This window comes from Pectobacterium sp. PL64 (assembly GCF_022477975.1).
Lineage (GTDB): Bacteria > Pseudomonadota > Gammaproteobacteria > Enterobacterales > Enterobacteriaceae > Pectobacterium > Pectobacterium jejuense.
On record NZ_CP092070.1, the window covers coordinates 31241 to 48295 of the forward strand.

The following is a 17055-nucleotide window of genomic DNA, read 5'->3' on the forward strand; positions in this document are numbered from 1 at the left end:
TTTCGCCGCTATATTATTTGTATATAAAACAGCACGATGATAGGGGGGCTTACTGGTGCTCCTGATGGGCGTCATCGCCAAATGTGATCGCACGTCCACGTGCATCCATTTGCGCTTTATCGCGGTTGAAGCCCATTTTGGCTCGAACGCCGCCCAGCATGCCGCTGCGTTGATAGATTTCGTTCGCCCGATCGTGGTTGTACTGGCTATCAGGGCTGATTTCCAACGCGCGGTCGATCCACACTTTTGCCAGATAGCTATTCTGGGCTACGCCCGCGCCGTTACGGAAAGCATACGCGTAATAACCAGCCGCATAGTCGCGGTTATCATCCATTTCGTCGTCCCATAATAGGGGGAGGACCTCATCCACACAGCGCTGCTGATCTTCAGGAATACCGCTAAACAGCAAGTGTGTACTCAACTCCCGTGCTGAACGTTCCCACACTTGTCTGCCCAGGTTAGGGCTACGCAGTACGCTGAATAAGAGTTTGCTCACACGCTGATATTGTTCCGGCGTCAGCGCATCATTTTCATTGACCAGATTATAAGCCACGTTGTACATGCTTATGACGTGGCCTTTCTCCGCTGACACTTCCTTCCAATAGCGTGATTTTTCGTGATCTTCATAAGGTGAAGGATCGCGACCATACATGCGTGATAGATAGCCGGAATAGAGGTCACCCAGTGAGGCCATTGAGGACACTTCCCCCCAGTTGGCCGCTTCGTGTAACAGAAAAACGCCTGCTTCTTCGGAAACGGATTCAAACAGGTTGGCGGCGGCCTGACCAAAATTGACATCAGACTTGATAGTGCTGCAACGCGCGAGTAACGCATCGCTGTCGAATTGGCCCTGAGCGATGCCATAGAAACCAAATTTGCTGGCGAGCGCGGCGATAGTGGTTTAATACGCTGAATCTGCCCATGCCTGACAGCGTTCCAGAAATTTCGGCATTAAATTAAAGCTATCTTCGATACCGGCAAAATTCACACAGCTTATTAAGGTATCAAGCGCACCTTCATCTGGGTGTGATTCAGGAAGATCAACCTGCCAGGCCTCAACCATCAGGTCATAGGCCAATTGCATATCGACTTTATTCCAGTGGATATCGTCATTTTCTTTCGTTCGTGCATAGGTACTGAGGAAGCTGGCATATTTCCGTAGTACCTGAGCTCGAACATCCACGCTGAGCTCAAGCGTTAGCAGCCAATCGAGGGTTTTTCGGCAGTACGCGACGCTTTCTGTGTCCTGAGCATCAGGCAGGAGCGCGTCATAGCCAACATAGTCCCAGCACTGGGTCACGCGCAGGCTGTTACGCTCTTGCTCTGTCAGAGCTTCACACAGTGGCCCATCAATAAATTGCGTCATTGCCTCATGGCTGCCGCCCCAGCGTGGGTACAGGAAGTAAACGCACTCTTTGCGAATCGCCAGATCCTGTGGGCGAACGGCTAATGTGACGCGCAGCCAGTAGTTCATGGGATCTTCCCACTCGTGATCCTCCCTGGCTGGCAGTGGAGCCGGTAGCGCGACAGGAAGCTCAACAAGCGTTTGTGCCCCTTCATTGCGCAGGTGCTGTAGACCCGCTTCCCAAAGCTCGGGCTCAATCTGTGCCTGACGCTGTGCGTAGGTCAGTGGCTCACCGCCTTGTAGTAATACGCCGAGCCACTGTGGTTCCCCTAAATAGCAGGTCAAACGAAACAGGCGTGAAAAGGTCAGGGCGGGTCGCTGATGCAACGCGCTGGCGCGCAGATATGCTGCGACGCCCAGATCGCGAGCCAGCTCCGCTCCCATCCAGCGGTCGTTTTCTACATATTGCCCACCGTTGGCAGTACGTATCCGCGCCGCGGCATTCTCCCAATACTGCCCGGTCAGGTGAGTGGCGTGATAGCTCTCAGGATGGGCTGCAACCCAGGCCTGCAAGTGCGACAGAATATCGGCATCAGGCAGCGCTGGGTCAAAGAGCGAATTGATGTGCCAAATATAGGTATAAGGCAGGTTAGGGCCGTCCAGCCAAACCTGGTGTTCTTGCTCCAGCAGGGTATCAAGTGCATCGAATTGATGCGTCGTGAACATCTCGCGCAGCTGCGCGCGGCGCTTCACCAGTGCGGTGAGTGATTCAGAGATTGATGTCATAGCGTAAATTTTTAGCCTGTTGTTGAGTCATCACGCCGGCACAAGGTGCTTCATCAGCAACATGTGCAGGCAGGATTTCGGGGGGTTACTGTGTTGTATCTACTTGATAATGATTATAGTTATACCAATAAACCGGTTTTCAGATATCGATATTTACATAAATGTAAATAACCGTTTAAAAGTGTGTAAATGAGGGCGGGGGAAGCGGAGACGGCAGGACGTTGCTGGTTTAGATCGTTGCCTGAACGTCGACTCTGGATGGACAAATGGCAAAATTTTTAAACTGCCGCGCTAACGCCATACTTTGGTATTCAATACTTCCACATTGATGAGGCATAAATAGAATTGTCATAAAACCATGATAGTCTATCAATATTATAGAATTTCCATGATAATAATTTATCTTATAATTATATTCTCCGTAGTGAATATCCATCCCAATCGTATTTCCTCATTGCGTAGTAGATATGTATTGAATTAAATAACCAAAAATAACTATTTTTTTAGTTTTTTAACATGAATAAACGATGCATATTGTAATTAACGTCCTGTTTCTAATGTTTTCTTCTCGTTTAAAATTGATGCTATTTCAATAATGTAGACGAAATAAAAAAATAAACAAAAAATTTTCACCCCTATTGAAGTGTTGTTTTCAGCGAATAGAATCGAGCTGTTGGTCTATTTAATTGAAATAAATATAACGTGTGTGGTCTTTTGATTGTTGCACTTGGTTTACCTGGGAAAGTATACCCCCCAACTCTATGGTACATAGGAGATAACCATGTCTATCATTTTATCTAATCATACCCCAACGGATTCCTATAAGGGGTGCACACCGGGTTCACGCCGTAGTGCGCTCCGTGAATTATTACAGCAGCAAAAAGGCATTCGTGTGATGGAGGCTCACAGTCCGCTTTCTGCTTTATTAATAGAACAAGCCGCTTATGAAGATGGCGATATTCATTATCAATTTGATGCGTTTTGGTCGAGTTCACTCACAGATTCGACGTTGCGGGGGAAACCCGATACCGAGCTAGTGGATATCAGCCACCGTTTCCATGCAATTACGGAAATATTTGATGTCACCACTCGCCCGTTAATTTTTGATGGCGATACTGGCGGACAAACGGAGCATTTGGCCCACCGCATCCGCGCTGCCGAAAATCTGGGTATTTCCGCCATGATTATCGAAGATAAAACCGGCCTGAAGAAGAATTCTTTATTTGGTAACGATGTAAAGCAAACGCAGGCTTCCGTAGAGGATTTTTGCGAAAAAATTACGACGGCCAAAAAAGCACAGCTGACGCCCGAGTTTATGCTGATCGCGCGTATTGAGAGCCTGATTCTGGACGTCGGTATGGAGGATGCGCTAAACCGCGCCCTGCATTATGCTGATGCCGGTGCCGATGGCATTATGATTCACAGTCGACATAAGAACCCTTCTGAGATTTTAACGTTCGCCAGGCAATTCCGCGATCATTACCCCCATTTACCGTTGGTTTGTGTTCCAACCAGTTTTAACGATATTACTTTCGATCAGCTAATTGATGGCGGGTTCAATATCGTTATTTATGCCAATCATATGTTACGTGCGGCTTATCCTGCCATGAAATCTATTCTGCCAGAAATCCTCAAGCATGGTCGAACGCTGGAAGTTGAGGATAAATGCATGTCGATAAAAGACATTCTGGATCTGATACCCGGTACGCGATAACGCCCTCTATTAGGTAGTCAGTATAATTATTTTATAACGCGATTATTTGGCGCTGTAGGCTTATTGCTGTTGTTGAAGCAAAGCCATTATGTTGCCCCTCATTATCCATGCCAAATAATGAAAAAATGAAGGCGTTATCATCGCTATTAAATACAGTATGAAGCGAAATGGAGGTTTATTGTGATTGACCCGAATAAGCTGATCGAATTTCTTGTTCAACATGGCGTGCATTTTTTCAGTGGCGTCCCAGATTCATTATTAAAAGCATTTTGTCTGGCGATTGGAAGTAATAATGGGGGGCTTGCCCACCGTATCGCGAGTAATGAAGGTTGCGCGGTGGGCATGGCGATAGGGCATTATCTGTCGACGCGAACGCTGCCCGTGGTTTATATGCAAAACTCGGGGTTGGGCAATGCGATCAATCCCCTCTGCTCTCTGGCTACGCCGGATGTTTATGGCATTCCGCTGTTACTCATTATTGGTTGGCGTGGCGAAGTCGATGACAGCGGTAAGCAACTGCACGATGAGCCGCAGCATGTGATGCAGGGGAGAGTCACGTTGCCTCAGCTCAATGTGCTTGATATTCCGCATATTGTGCTGGATAGCCGTAACACGCCGCCGTGGGATGACATTCAGGCGCTGCTCCAGCGTGCGCATGATGAACACCGCCCTGTGGCACTGGTGGTAAGAAAGAATACCTTTTCCTCGCCAGCGGCATCTGCCAATCCAAAGGCTGAATCGGCGCTGATGCGGCGAGAAGCCATCGTCGCTGCCTGCCTGAACGTGCTGCCGTCTCATCTCCCTATCGTCAGCACCACGGGCATGTTGTCCCGTGAACTCTATGAACTGCGTGAACAGCGCGGGGAAGGGCATCAGCGAGATTTTCTGACCGTCGGTGGAATGGGCCTGGCCAGTCAGATCGCACTGGGCCTGTGTGATGCGCAGCCGCAGCGGAAAGTCGTGTGTCTGGATGGCGATGGGGCGTTGCTGATGCACATGGGCGGACTGACGAACACCGCCCAGGCAAGCAACCTGATACACATCGTCATCAACAACGGTGCCCATGACTCCGTGGGAGGGCAGCCCACGGCGGCGTCCCGCTTACCGCTGGCACCCATCGCTGCCGCCAGCGGCTATGGCGCAACGTACTATGCCGAGACAGAAGACGCCTTACAGGCTGCGCTGCAACAGGCGTTGCAGGCGCAACGTAGTCAATTCATTGAGGTGCAATGCCGCGTGGGTCATCGCAGCGATCTGGGGCGGCCAGCGACCTCTCCCGCGCAAAACCGCGATGCATTTATGCAGTTTCTTAATACACCTCCTCAGATCTCTTGATAAGCGGCAATACCTGAGTATTGCCTACCCCTTAGCGACAAGGATTGCCGATATGACTCATTCTGTTTCTTTAGTTGGTGTTGGTGTATTAGGAAAAGCGATCTCGCTCAGACTATTACAGCGGCATTTTTCGCTTAGTGTGTTCAACCGGACTCATCGCAAAGCGAACGAGATTGCTGCCGAAGGTGCTCAAGCCGCCCCCGAACTGCACCAGCTGTTCACGCAGGAAAAACAAATTGTGCTCATCTGCCTGAAGGATGCGGAGGCGATACGTGACGTTTTTCAGTCTGAAGAGGTGATACAGAAGCTGACCCGTTATCGTCCTGTGTTACTCAATATCAGCACGATAGGGCCGGAAGAGAGCCGCTGGATGGAGGCCTTTTTTCACCAGCACGGCGCGCATTATGTGGAATGTCCGGTGTCGGGCGGGCCAGAGGGCGCGCGGCAGGGCAAACTTGCCGCCTGGGTCGGGCCTTATGCGGATGACGTTGCCAGCGCGGTTAACGACGTCATCACCAGCCTGTCGGATCGCTACGTGCTGATGGCGAGTAACCACAGCGCACAGACCATGAAGGTGATTAATAACTATTGTGAGGCGGTGCACCTGCTGGTGGCGGCGGAAGCGCTATTGCTGGCGGAAGCCCACGACATCGCCCCGGAGGTGCTGGCAAACGCGCTGACGTTGGGACGTGGACGCTCGACCTATATGGAAGTGATGCTGGATCGCTATCTGAACCCGCGTGAAGCCGTATCTGTCCCGCTATCCATTCGCCTGAAAGATCTCGATCTGGCGCAGACGCTTTTCCAGCGATCGACGATTCAAAGCGAATTCTTCGATACGGCGCGCCAGTGCTATCAAAATACGGCGGATCTCTCGGCCGATCCTCAGGATCAAACCGCCTGCTTTGCTTATCTCTCAAGGACTTTGCCAGCGGGGAGGGACTAGATGTCAGAGCTAACACAGCGACAACGTTGGATGTCCATCCTCGCCCACAGCGATCCTGCCGCGCTGGAAGCGCACTGGAACACGCTGCATTTTCCAACGGACTACCAGCTCTTACGCCCGACGCAGATCGGCTTGATCCAGCTACAGGGGAGAATGGAGGTCGATGGCCCGCGCTTTATTGTGGGTGACATGACGGTGACGCGCGCGGCGGTGCAACTGGAAGATGGAACGTGCGGCTACAGCTATATCGCGGGCAGAAACAAGCCGCATGCCGAGCTGTGCGCCTGGATCGATGCACTCCTGCAAACCCGATCCTATTTCCATGAAATATGGGAGCGCATCATCACACCGCTAGCGGACCAACAGCGTGCGCGTCGTGAACAGCAACGGCACGACGTCGCGGCCAGCCGAGTGAATTTCTTTACTTTGGTCAGGGGGGAATGATTTGTCATGACAACGATGACGGGCTTCGCCCACCCCGTATTTGGCACACAGCTCTGCTTTCGCAAAATCGTGAAAGCCATGAGCGAGCCGGGTTCTCTGGTCACGGTTCCGAATGTCTCCGGTCTGGAATCGATGTCGTCCGCCACGGCAGCCACGCTGCTTACGCTGACCAGCCACACCACGCCGCTGTTTATCGATCCCAAGATCGGTAACCCGTTGCTGCTGCGCACGCTCTGCCTGCATACGAACGTGCCGATCGCCACGACGCTCGACGATGCTGACTTTGTGCTGCTGAGCGGAAACCGTTTTTCTTATGACCTGATGGCGCTCTCCTGCGGCAGCGAAGTCGAACCAGAAAAATCCACCACCGTTATTGTCGAGGTGGAAGGGATGCATGACGGGCCTTGCCTGAAACTGACCGGGCCGGGTATCAAGACACATCGCATTATCTCCCCCCGTCTGCCCGGTAGCGTCAGGGACTACCTGTGCAACCGCCCCCACGCCTTCCCGACAGGACTGGATTTTCTCTTTACGTCTGGGAAAAAGCTCTTTGCGATCCCCAGAAGTACCCACGTGGAGGAATGCTAATGTACGTTGCCGTCAAAGGTGGGGAAAAGGCCATTGAGGCCGCCCACCAGCTACAAGCTTGCCGCCGCCGCGGGTGCACGGATGTACCAGAATTAGACTGTTCACAAATAGAACAGCAGCTTAATTTAGCCGTCGATCGCGTCATGACCGAAGGCAATATTTACGACCGCCAACTCGCCGCGCTGGCCATTAAACAGGCCAGTGGCGATCTGGTGGAGAGTATCTTTCTCTTACGAGCCTACCGTTCCACGCTGCCACGCTGGGGAATTAGTCAGCCGCTTAATACGCCAGATATGCGTCTTGAACGCCGTGTGTCGGCCATTTTCAAAGATTTACCGGGCGGGCAGCTACTCGGCCCTACCTATGACTATACCCATCGCCTGTTGGATTTCTCGCTGCTGGCCAACGGTGAGGATCCTGTCGCGCCGCAGCCTGACGCCGTTGATGAAGATGACGCGATGCGTGAACACATTCCTCACGCGTTTCAGTTCCTTTCTCAGCAGGGCTTCGCGCCTGAACGAGACAATGGTGACGATCGCGATCCGCCAGATATCACGATGGATCCACCGAGTTACCCCGGCACGCGGGCATCGCGTCTCCAGCAGCTGTTTCGCGGTGATGAAGGGTTTCTTCTCTCGCTTGGGTATTCCACCCAGCGCGGCTATGGCCGCAACCATCCGTTTGTCGGAGAGATCCGCACGGGCTATATCACCGTTAGCATCGTCGCTGAAGAGGTCGGCTTTGCCATCGATATTGGTGAGATCTTGCTGACCGAATGCGAGACCGTGAACGGTTTTGTGAAACCTGCCAACGACGCACCGCATTTTACCCGTGGCTATGGGCTGGCGTTTGGCCGCTCGGAACGTAAAGCCATCACGGTGGCGTTAGCCGATCGCGCCCTTCAGGCGGCCGATTACCAAGAGGAAATTCGCGGTCCTGCTCAGGATGAGGAGTTTGTTCTTTCGCATGCTGACAATGTGGAGGCGGCGGGGTTTGTCTCGCATCTCAAGCTGCCGCATTACGTCGATTTCCAGTCAGAGCTGGAGCTATTAAAACGACTACGTGAGGAATACCTCGCGTCTGTGCCAAGGAGTAACGCGTAATGGGCCAGACAACGATCTTCCGCCAAAAAGACAGCCAGCCAGAAACGGAATGTAGCGGTTCAGACACGGAATACAACTATGCCTATCTGGATGAAAGCACCAAGGGCATGATACGGCGTGCGATCCTGAAAGCGATCGCCATCCCTGGGCATCAGGTGCCGTTCGGTAGCCGGGAAATGCCCATGCCTTACGGCTGGGGCACCGGCGGCATTCAAATCACCGCCAGCATTATCGGGCCAGACGATACGCTTAAAGTGATCGATCAGGGATCTGACGATACGACCAATGCGGTATCGATCCGCGCCTTTTTCCGCAAGGTGGCACAGGTATCAACCACGGAAAAAACCAGTGAAGCGACGCTGATCCAAACGCGGCACCGCATTCCTGAAACGCCGCTTAAAGAGGATCAGATCCTGATCTTTCAGGTGCCGATCCCTGAGCCGCTGCGCTTTATTGAACCGCGCGAAACCGAGACGTGCAAAATGCATGCGCTGGAAGAATACGGCGTGATGCAGGTGAAGCTCTATGAGGACATCGCGCGTTTTGGGCACATCGCCACGACCTACGCCTATCCGGTGAAGGTGAATCATCGCTACGTGATGGATCCGTCACCCATCCCGAAATTCGACAACCCGAAGATGGACATGATGCCCGCGCTGCAACTCTTTGGTGCCGGGCGCGAGAAGCGGGTCTATGCCGTTCCGCCCTATACCTCGGTAGAAAGTCTCGATTTCGACGATCACCCTTTCACAATACAGCAGTGGGACAAGCCGTGTGAGCTGTGTGGCGCGCGAGACAGCTTCCTTGATGAAGTGGTGATGGACGATGACGGTACGCGCATGTTCGTCTGTTCCGACACCGACTATTGCCAGCAGCGCCAAAGCCAGGGAGGAGAACCGTCATGACGACAGAGCATCACGCATCCGACAGCCCACTGCTCGATGTGCGACACCTCACGCACCTGTATGCACCGGAAAAAGGCTTCCGCGACGTGTCGTTTCAGCTGTGGCCGGGGGAGGTTTTAGGGATTGTCGGCGAGTCGGGCTCAGGGAAGACCACGCTGCTGAACGCGATCTCTGCACGGTTGGCACCGCAGGACGGTGAGGTTATCTACCGCAACGCCGAGCAGCAGACGCTCTCGATCTATGACATCAGCGAACGGCAGCGGCGTGCGCTGGTGCGCACCGAGTGGGGGATTGTCTGGCAGCATCCGCTGGCAGGGTTACGCCCCACGGTGTCTGCGGGCGGCAATATCGGCGAGCGGCTCATGGCTATCGGCAATCGGCATTACGGCGATATCCGCAGCAAGGCGGCGCAGTGGATGGAAAACGTCGAGCTGCCCGAAAACCGTCTGGACGATTTGCCGACCACGTTTTCCGGCGGGATGCAGCAACGCCTCCAGATCGCACGCAATCTGGTGACGGCACCGCGACTGATCTTTATGGATGAACCCACCGGTGGGTTAGACGTATCGGTACAGGCGCGGCTGCTCGATCTGCTCAGAACGCTGGTTGTGGAGATGCAGCTTTCCGTCGTCATCGTGACGCACGATCTCGGCGTCGCCCGCCTGCTGTCGCACCGTCTGCTGGTGATGCAGCGTGGGCGAGTCGTCGAGCAGGGATTGACGGACAGGGTGCTGGATGATCCGAGCCACCCTTACACCCAGTTGCTCGTTTCTTCCATTCTGTAAATCCAGACAAAAGGACGCTTGATGGATACGCAATTACGCATCGAGAACGTTGATAAAACGTTCGTGTTATATAACCAACAGGGCACAAGATTGCCGGTTTTCCACGACGTTAGCCTGTCTGTGAAAGGCGGTGAGTGTGTGGCGCTGCACGGGCATTCAGGAAGTGGAAAATCCACGCTGCTGCGTTCTCTGTACGGCAACTATCAGCCTGACGGCGGGCACATTTGGGTACGCCATCGCGAACGCTGGGTCGATATCGTCAACGCGGACGCCCGCCATGTGCTGGAAATCCGCCGTGAAACCGTGGGCTGGGTCAGCCAGTTTCTGCGCGTCATCCCGCGCATTAGCACGCTGAACGTGGTTATCCAGCCGTTGCTGGAACGCGGTATGTCTCGTCAGGAAAGCGAGATTCGCGCCGGTGAACTGCTGACGCATCTGAACGTCCCTGAACGGCTCTGGTCGCTTGCGCCTGCCACCTTTTCCGGCGGTGAACAGCAGCGCATCAATATTGCTCGCGGGTTTATTGGTGATTACCCGATCCTGCTGTTAGACGAACCGACAGCGTCGCTGGATGCCAAAAACCGACTGGCTGTCACACAGCTCATCAACAATGCGAAAGACAAAGGGTGTGCCATCGTCGGTATCTTTCATGATGACGAAGTGCGTCAGGAGGTTGCCGATCGCCTTTGTACGATGTCAGTGAACGCCATGTCGATGAATACGCTGCCGATCGCTTCCAACGCTCAGGAGACCGCAAATGATCATTAATAACGTCAATATGGTGCTCTCACGGGAAATCGTTCATGGCTCACTGGAAGTGCGCAACGGCGTGATTCACCACATCAGCGACAGGCCTAGCCGTCATCCCGGTGCGCTGGATGGCGAACAGGCCTGGCTCCTGCCGGGGCTTGTCGAGCTACATACGGATAATCTCGATAAGTGTTTCACGCCGCGCCCCGGCGTTAACTGGCCGTCTGAAGCGGCGATGCGCAATCATGACGCGTTGATTATCGCCAGCGGGATCACCACCGTGCTGGATGCCGTCGCGGTGGGGGATGTGCGCGATGGCGGGCATCGGCTTGAGAACCTGCGGCGCATGACGGATGCGGTCTTGCACAGCCAGCAGCACGGCACCAATCGGGCGGATCACCATTTGCACCTGCGCTGCGAACTGCCGCATCAGGATACGTTTCCCCTCTTTGAGCAGTTAGCAGATATTCCGCTGGTCGCGCTCGCGTCATTGATGGATCACTCTCCGGGGCAGCGGCAATTTTCCTCTCAGGAGAAATATCATCAGTATTACAAAGGCAAGTATCACCTGAATGATGAACAGATGGCCGCGTTTGAAGAGGAGCAACTGGCCGGTTCACGCCGCTGGTCGCAGCCTAACCGCGAGGCGATTGTCCGTCTTTGTCACGACAGAGGCATCACGCTGGCCAGCCATGACGATGCAACGCCGGAACATATTAGCGAAGCCCATCAGCATCGCGTCGCTATTGCCGAATTCCCTACCACCGAGATCGCGGCGCAGCAGGCAAATGGCGTTGGCATGAACGTGCTCATGGGCGCGCCGAATGTCATCTGCGGCGGCTCGCATTCCGGCAATGTGTCGGCACATCATCTGGCGACGCTTGGCGTGCTTCACATTTTATCTTCAGACTATTACCCGGCCAGCCTGCTGGAGGCGGCGTTCATGATCGCAGAGGATGAGCGCAATGATTACGACTTGCCGCGAGCGATGGCGCTGGTCAGCCATAACCCCGCTCAGGCGCTGCAATTTGACGATCGCGGCTGCATTGAAGAAGGGCGGCGAGCCGACCTGCTGCTCGTCAAACGGCACGCGCCGCAAATGAAGCTGCTGCGAGTGTGGCGTCAGGGCGTCCGGGTATTCTGATCATGACGAAACTCATCTACCTCATTGGTCCTTCCGGCGCAGGCAAAGACAGCCTGCTGCGGGCGATTCGTCAGCTGTCGCTGCCACGCCTACTGGTGGCGCACCGGTACATTACTCGTCCCGCTGAAATACAGGGAGAGAACCACATTGCGCTGACCCCGGAGGAGTTCGCGAACCGTCAGCAGCTTGGCCTCTTCGCGCTCCATTGGCAGGCGCATCAGTGCCATTATGGTATCGGGATAGAGATTGATGACTGGCTACAGCGGGGGAATGACGTCGTCGTGAATGGTTCACGGGCTTACCTGACTCAGGCGCGTGAACGTTATGGCAACACGCTGTTTCCGATATGCCTGACTGTCTCTGAATCGGCACTGCGAGAGCGGCTACGCGCCAGAGGGCGGGAAAGTGAACAGCAAATTGCCACGCGTTTGCAGCGTGCCGAAGAAGAGCAAAGCCGCTTGGCAAACGACTGTGTTTTATTGAATAACGACGGCGATCTGCAACGCACCTTATCCACCTTTCGGTCGCTGCTGCCGTTCGACAGCGCCTGTAAGACGCGCCGCGAACGATAGGCCGAGTGGCAAACGCTCCGGAGAGCAGGAGAAAACCGATGGCAGCAAATATGGCAGCAAATAGTGACGGGATCGTTTTTCACTTTTTGGGAACCGGCGGCGCACAGCAGGTTCCCGCCTTTGGCTGTGAATGTGAGGTTTGCCAGCAGGCGCAACGCGATGAAAAAAAACGGCGCCGTGCCTGCTGTGCAGCAATCACGACACAGGACCGGATCATCCTGATTGATGCCGGATTACCCGAGCTAGCGCCGTATCTGCTTCCTTATCCGACTCGGCATATTTTGCTGACTCACTATCATATGGATCACGTTCAGGGACTATTTCCCCTGCGCTGGGGCTACGGCGATCCCATTCCTGTCTTTGGGCCCCCGGATGAAGCGGGCTGCGACGATCTCTTTAAGCACCCAGGGATTCTGCATTTTCAACCGCCTCTGATACCTTTCCAGCCTTTTGAGCTGGATGGCATAAGCATCACACCCGTTCCTTTAATCCATTCCAAATTAACCTACGGTTACCTCATCCAGACGCCGACGCATACGCTGGCCTACCTGACCGACACCATCGGCCTACCGCCTGAAACCGTCCAATTTCTCTCATCCCACAAGCTGGACTATGCGATTGTCGATTGCAGTCATCCTCCCCAAACGACGCCACCGCGCAACCACAATGACATCACCCGTGCGCTGGAAATTTTCACTCAGCTAAACCCCAAACAGCTGTACCTGACCCATATCGGCCACGAACTGGATCGCTGGCTCCAAACGCAAACGCTGCTGCCTGAGAACGTTCATGCGGCGTATGACGGGCTGGTGTTGGGGCTGTAGGGGTGAGGTTAATTTATTCAACAAAGTCGTTTCTTAATTGAAGAAAGTTAGAAACATGACGATACCATATAATCAACATTTGAGATTATTCTTACATCCAATTGTTGCATTTGGAAAGTTGGCGGATTGTTGATAATTAAAAACTATTGTTTTTCTATTTATATCAGCATTTAGCTATCACATCAGTGGAATGATGAAAAAAACACCGTATTGATAATTTTTCATGGAGTTGAATTTATGACGTTTTCATCATTCAAAGTGAAGCCCCTTGCGGTGGCTGTCAGTGCTTTTGTCGGATTGCTGTCCACTTATCAGGCCGTTGCTGCATCGAATGACATCCTTGTTTCAACCAGCACCCCTGGCCTCATTCTGACGACCAGTAATTACCCTTCTCTTGATTCTGTGGAGATCACCAGCACGGGTGTGCTGAGCGGTGGTTACTACGGGCTCAACAACAGCACGACCATTGGGACCTTAACCAATGCAGGCACCATCAGCGGCCCTGAGGGGATTTTCTCTACAAAAACGATCGGCAGCATTATCAATAGCGGTTTGATTCAGGCCACCAGCGATGCCGCTATCTGGGGAAGCGGTTCGGCAAGCACCGTCAATTCTATCTATAACAGCGGCACCATTACGGGTGCTGTCGGGGTGGTTTTTCAGGACGGGGCCCATCTGGGAACGCTCACCAACACTGGTACCATTAATGCTGACTATGCCATTGCCAACTTTGGTGGTGAAGGAGCGATAGATCACATCATCAATACCGGGCTCGTCAGTGGCAGTAACGCTATTTACAATTCCTCCGGTGCCTTTGGCCCGATTACCAATAGTGGTGTGATGGCGGGTGATATCTATTCTGCGTCGGGATTGACCTTCAACGGTGGCGAGGGGACAACCTTTGGTACCTTGACGGGATATGGTCAGGCAATGCAAGGGAATATCTACATCAGCAATGGTGATCTGGTTTTTGCCTCCGGCAATATGCTTCTGAACGACAACGTCACCGTGAGTTCGGGTGTGATGTCCAATCAGGCGGCGGCGTTGCAGATCAACAATACCGTTACCCTGAACGGCAACTATGTGCAAGGCAGCGATGCCAGCCTGTTGATTGGCGTAGCGGATGACGCGGTGGCGACGGGGGATATCAGCACCGACAGCGGCTATGGGCGTCTGGTGGTTTCCGGCACGGCCAATATCGCCAGCGGCTCTACGGTATCTCTGGTGAGCCTGAATAGCTATGCGTTTGCGAATGGGCAACGCTATGTGGTGGTTCAGGCTACCGCAGATGGCACCGAGTACAATGCCAGCAGCTTGAATTATCTGGCTAGCGGTTATAGCGGCGCGATGACGGGCAGCGCCCAAACTGACAGCGTTGACAACAGCCTGAGCGATCTGGTTGTGACGCTCGGTACTTCTGGTCCTTCCCGCAACGCAACGACTGGCAATGCGATCTCCTCGATCAACGGTCTGTTCAATTATGGTGGCACTAACACGTCGCTGCTGAATGTGTTCAATGCCAGCGCCGCACTCGGTTCCAGTGAAGAAGCCAACCGTGCTGGTGCGCGACTGAGCCCGGCGGCGGTGGCCTCTGCATCAGCTAAGGCTTCTTCCGCACCAACCAACGCTATCCTGAATGTGATTGCCCAGCGTGCGAATGTGATCCGTGTTGCAGGTGGCAGCAGCGGTGTTGCCACGGGTGAAGGCGACAGCGATGTGGTGATGTGGGGCCAGGGTTTTGGCGGTACTGCCAACCAGGGGCAACGTAATGACGTTTCCGGTTACGATGCGCGCTTTGGCGGCTTGTTGATCGGAGCGGACGGCGCAGTCAGCGATAGCTGGCGTCTGGGGGGATTAGGCAGCTATGCCACAACCAACGTGGATAGTACTGGAGACAATGAGGGCAGCGCTGTACGAATCAAATCCTATGGCCTGTTCGGTTATGCCAATTACGATAGTCGTCCTTGGTTCCTGAACCTGTCCACCGGTGTGGTGCGTCACCAGTATGATACCCAGCGCCTGATTGATTTTAGCGGCTTTAGCGGTAACGCCACAGGATCGTTTAACGGTACGCAATACATCGTTTCCGGCCAGACGGGCTATCCGTTCAAGCTGGGGGCGACGGATACTACGCTGACGCCGATTGCTGGTTTGACTTACAGCATCCTCAAACAGCAAGGTTATACCGAAGCGGGTGGCAATGGAGCGGGCTTAACGGTAGGTGATGCGACCTCGACGTCTCTCAAAAGCGATCTGGCGCTGAAACTGGATCGTCGTATTGCGCTGTCGGGTGGCGAAGTGCAGCCGTTTATTCAACTGGGATGGCGTCATGAGTTCCATGATGATGCGATGCAATCCGCCGCCAGCTTCGCTGCTGACAGCACTGGCTCCACCGACTTTGTCACTACCGGCTCTCGTCCGGTGGCCGACAGCGGTGTATTGTCGGTTGGGACGACGATCGTGAGTAAACGCAACCTGAGCCTGACCCTAAAATACACAGGGGAAGCCGCTCGCAGCTACGAAAGTCATTCCGGTAACCTGCAATTGCGCTGGCAGTTCTAACGCTGTTTTCCAGGCGGGAGATATTCCGCCTGGACTCTTTGTTTTGATCACTGTCGATGCTGCGTTGTTACGGAGTTTGAATTGAAAATCACCCGGCTGATCGTGCTGCTTTCTATGCTGGTACTCGGCTGTAGCAGCGATCCGCAACGCCATGCGGATGAGTTAGCGCAGGCGGCGGGTTTGCAGCGCGAAACGCTGCATGCATCTCCTTTTGTTCTGACCACCTATGTGCGTATCACACGTGCCGATCGTCCGCTGAATATCTATATCGAAGGGGATGGGCGAGCATGGCGTACCCGCAATCTGCCAGCCGATGATCCTACGCCGCATCGGGCGTTAGGGCTGAGTCTGGCGGCGGCAGATAATGCCGCCAATGTGGTTTATATCGCACGTCCCTGCCAATTTACGCCGCCGTCCGCGAATCCGGTATGCCAGCCTGATTATTGGACCGGTAAACGCTTCGCACCGGAAGTCATTGCGGCGATGGATCGGTCGATCACGCACTACGCGGCAAAGGTTCCTACTCAGCCTATCGTGCTGACGGGCTATTCCGGTGGAGGAGCCGTAGCGGTGCTCATTGCGGCGCGGCGTCATGATATCGCGCTGTTGCGTACGGTCGCGGGTAACCTCGATCATGACGCGGTGAATCGGTTTCACGAGGTATCGTTGATGCCAGACTCTCTCAATCCACGTGATGTCGTGAGGCAGGTTGCCGCCATTCCACAATGGCACTTTAGCGGCGCAGATGACCGCATTGTGCCGCCTTTTGTCGCTGAACGTTTTGCTCGCGCGGTGGGGGAATGTGCTCAGGTACGTATTATTCCCGGTATGGGACATGAAGGAGATTGGGGGTCGCTCTGGCCGTCACTGATAAACCTGCGAACGCCATGCCAGCACAGCAATCTGTAAGCATCCCGGTAAACCGGACCATTCACTTTTTGAGATCTTTCGACATACTGATTGTATCTGCTTATATGTAAAATAAGGCTCGATTCGAAAACTCTAAATACCCTTTTCAAATCCCCCAAAACATAAGATCAATAGCATCCTTAATCTTATCGGCATACTCGCCAAGATCCGCGATAGCCTCACCAATAACCTCAACTGAAACGCTCGATAGTTCGTATGACAGGCTGGTGTTCGGGTTGTAGGGATGGAGCGTCGGCGAGTGATTTAAGGCGAACAGGTAACATAGATGTGCCATCAACAATGATGGCAGTGTTCTGTGTTAGAGCATGACGCAGCCTGATAG

At 53.8% G+C, this 17055-nt stretch carries 16 protein-coding genes; 14 read left to right on the forward strand and 2 right to left on the reverse strand.

Annotation, left to right across the window (positions count from 1 at the left end; genetic code table 11):
* Positions 1 to 49: 49 nt before the first annotated feature.
* Positions 50 to 694, reverse strand: coding sequence for a hypothetical protein (locus HP572_RS00110; protein WP_240584441.1), 645 nt, complete (start codon positions 692 to 694; stop codon positions 50 to 52).
* Positions 695 to 901: 207 nt separating this feature from the next.
* On the reverse strand, positions 902 to 2131 hold the full coding sequence (locus tag HP572_RS00115) for a DUF4034 domain-containing protein (RefSeq protein ID WP_240584442.1): 1230 nt from the start codon (positions 2129 to 2131) through the stop codon (positions 902 to 904).
* Positions 2132 to 2912: 781 nt separating this feature from the next.
* Here HP572_RS00115 and aepX point away from each other — a divergent pair.
* From aepX to HP572_RS00185, 14 genes are all read left to right on the forward strand, one after another.
* Entirely contained in the window at positions 2913 to 3845 is a 933-nt protein-coding gene (gene aepX, locus HP572_RS00120; protein ID WP_240584443.1) for a phosphoenolpyruvate mutase, read from the forward strand.
* A gap of 180 nt (positions 3846 to 4025) precedes the next feature.
* Positions 4026 to 5180: a phosphonopyruvate decarboxylase gene (gene aepY, locus HP572_RS00125; RefSeq protein ID WP_240584444.1), complete on the forward strand. Its 1155-nt coding sequence runs from the start codon at positions 4026 to 4028 to the stop codon at positions 5178 to 5180.
* A 52-nt stretch (positions 5181 to 5232) separates the two neighbouring features.
* Complete coding sequence (locus HP572_RS00130; protein ID WP_240584445.1) at positions 5233 to 6126, forward strand: NAD(P)-dependent oxidoreductase; 894 nt, start codon at positions 5233 to 5235, stop codon at positions 6124 to 6126.
* Positions 6127 to 6570 carry a phosphonate C-P lyase system protein PhnG gene (phnG, locus tag HP572_RS00135; RefSeq protein ID WP_240584446.1) on the forward strand — a complete coding sequence of 148 codons (444 nt, stop codon included), beginning with the start codon at positions 6127 to 6129 and terminating at the stop codon, positions 6568 to 6570.
* A 6-nt stretch (positions 6571 to 6576) separates the two neighbouring features.
* Positions 6577 to 7158 (forward strand): phosphonate C-P lyase system protein PhnH, encoded by a 582-nt coding sequence (gene phnH, locus HP572_RS00140; RefSeq protein ID WP_205556669.1) that lies wholly within the window; start codon positions 6577 to 6579, stop codon positions 7156 to 7158.
* Positions 7158 to 8261 carry a carbon-phosphorus lyase complex subunit PhnI gene (locus tag HP572_RS00145; protein ID WP_127157217.1) on the forward strand — a complete coding sequence of 368 codons (1104 nt, stop codon included), beginning with the start codon at positions 7158 to 7160 and terminating at the stop codon, positions 8259 to 8261. Before phnH ends, HP572_RS00145 begins: the two co-directional genes overlap by 1 nt.
* A 107-nt stretch (positions 8262 to 8368) precedes the next feature.
* The gene (locus HP572_RS00150; protein WP_233966824.1) at positions 8369 to 9166 is read left to right on the forward strand and encodes an alpha-D-ribose 1-methylphosphonate 5-phosphate C-P-lyase PhnJ; all 798 of its coding nucleotides are present in this window, start codon (positions 8369 to 8371) and stop codon (positions 9164 to 9166) included.
* Positions 9163 to 9951 carry a phosphonate C-P lyase system protein PhnK gene (phnK, locus tag HP572_RS00155; protein WP_240584447.1) on the forward strand — a complete coding sequence of 263 codons (789 nt, stop codon included), beginning with the start codon at positions 9163 to 9165 and terminating at the stop codon, positions 9949 to 9951. The genes HP572_RS00150 and phnK overlap by 4 nt, the downstream gene beginning before the upstream one ends.
* Positions 9952 to 9972: 21 nt before the next feature.
* Entirely contained in the window at positions 9973 to 10719 is a 747-nt protein-coding gene (gene phnL / locus HP572_RS00160; RefSeq protein ID WP_240584448.1) for a phosphonate C-P lyase system protein PhnL, read from the forward strand.
* Positions 10709 to 11845 carry an alpha-D-ribose 1-methylphosphonate 5-triphosphate diphosphatase gene (gene phnM / locus HP572_RS00165; RefSeq protein WP_240584449.1) on the forward strand — a complete coding sequence of 379 codons (1137 nt, stop codon included), beginning with the start codon at positions 10709 to 10711 and terminating at the stop codon, positions 11843 to 11845. Before phnL ends, phnM begins: the two co-directional genes overlap by 11 nt.
* Positions 11846 to 11847: 2 nt before the next feature.
* Entirely contained in the window at positions 11848 to 12417 is a 570-nt protein-coding gene (gene phnN / locus HP572_RS00170; protein ID WP_240584450.1) for a ribose 1,5-bisphosphokinase, read from the forward strand.
* A gap of 38 nt (positions 12418 to 12455) precedes the next feature.
* Positions 12456 to 13241: a phosphonate metabolism protein PhnP gene (phnP, locus tag HP572_RS00175; RefSeq protein ID WP_240584451.1), complete on the forward strand. Its 786-nt coding sequence runs from the start codon at positions 12456 to 12458 to the stop codon at positions 13239 to 13241.
* A 237-nt stretch (positions 13242 to 13478) separates the two neighbouring features.
* Positions 13479 to 15803, forward strand: a complete 2325-nt coding sequence (locus tag HP572_RS00180; RefSeq protein WP_240584452.1) for an autotransporter domain-containing protein — start codon at positions 13479 to 13481, stop codon at positions 15801 to 15803.
* A gap of 81 nt (positions 15804 to 15884) precedes the next feature.
* The gene (locus HP572_RS00185; RefSeq protein ID WP_240584453.1) at positions 15885 to 16712 is read left to right on the forward strand and encodes an alpha/beta hydrolase; all 828 of its coding nucleotides are present in this window, start codon (positions 15885 to 15887) and stop codon (positions 16710 to 16712) included.
* The last annotated feature ends 343 nt before the right edge of the window (positions 16713 to 17055 follow it).

Coding starts and splice junctions, on each gene's coding strand:
- HP572_RS00110 (WP_240584441.1), bottom strand. CDS start 694: ATGGCCTCACTGGGTGACCTCTATTCCGGCTATCTATCACGCATGTAT.
- HP572_RS00130 (WP_240584445.1), top strand. CDS start 5,233: ATGACTCATTCTGTTTCTTTAGTTGGTGTTGGTGTATTAGGAAAAGCG.
- phnP (WP_240584451.1), top strand. CDS start 12,456: ATGGCAGCAAATATGGCAGCAAATAGTGACGGGATCGTTTTTCACTTT.
- HP572_RS00150 (WP_233966824.1), top strand. CDS start 8,369: ATGATACGGCGTGCGATCCTGAAAGCGATCGCCATCCCTGGGCATCAG.
- aepX (WP_240584443.1), top strand. CDS start 2,913: ATGTCTATCATTTTATCTAATCATACCCCAACGGATTCCTATAAGGGG.
- HP572_RS00180 (WP_240584452.1), top strand. CDS start 13,479: ATGACGTTTTCATCATTCAAAGTGAAGCCCCTTGCGGTGGCTGTCAGT.
- HP572_RS00145 (WP_127157217.1), top strand. CDS start 7,158: ATGTACGTTGCCGTCAAAGGTGGGGAAAAGGCCATTGAGGCCGCCCAC.
- phnM (WP_240584449.1), top strand. CDS start 10,709: ATGATCATTAATAACGTCAATATGGTGCTCTCACGGGAAATCGTTCAT.
- HP572_RS00115 (WP_240584442.1), bottom strand. CDS start 2,131: ATGACATCAATCTCTGAATCACTCACCGCACTGGTGAAGCGCCGCGCG.
- phnG (WP_240584446.1), top strand. CDS start 6,127: ATGTCAGAGCTAACACAGCGACAACGTTGGATGTCCATCCTCGCCCAC.
- phnN (WP_240584450.1), top strand. CDS start 11,848: ATGACGAAACTCATCTACCTCATTGGTCCTTCCGGCGCAGGCAAAGAC.
- phnL (WP_240584448.1), top strand. CDS start 9,973: ATGGATACGCAATTACGCATCGAGAACGTTGATAAAACGTTCGTGTTA.
- phnH (WP_205556669.1), top strand. CDS start 6,577: ATGACAACGATGACGGGCTTCGCCCACCCCGTATTTGGCACACAGCTC.
- phnK (WP_240584447.1), top strand. CDS start 9,163: ATGACGACAGAGCATCACGCATCCGACAGCCCACTGCTCGATGTGCGA.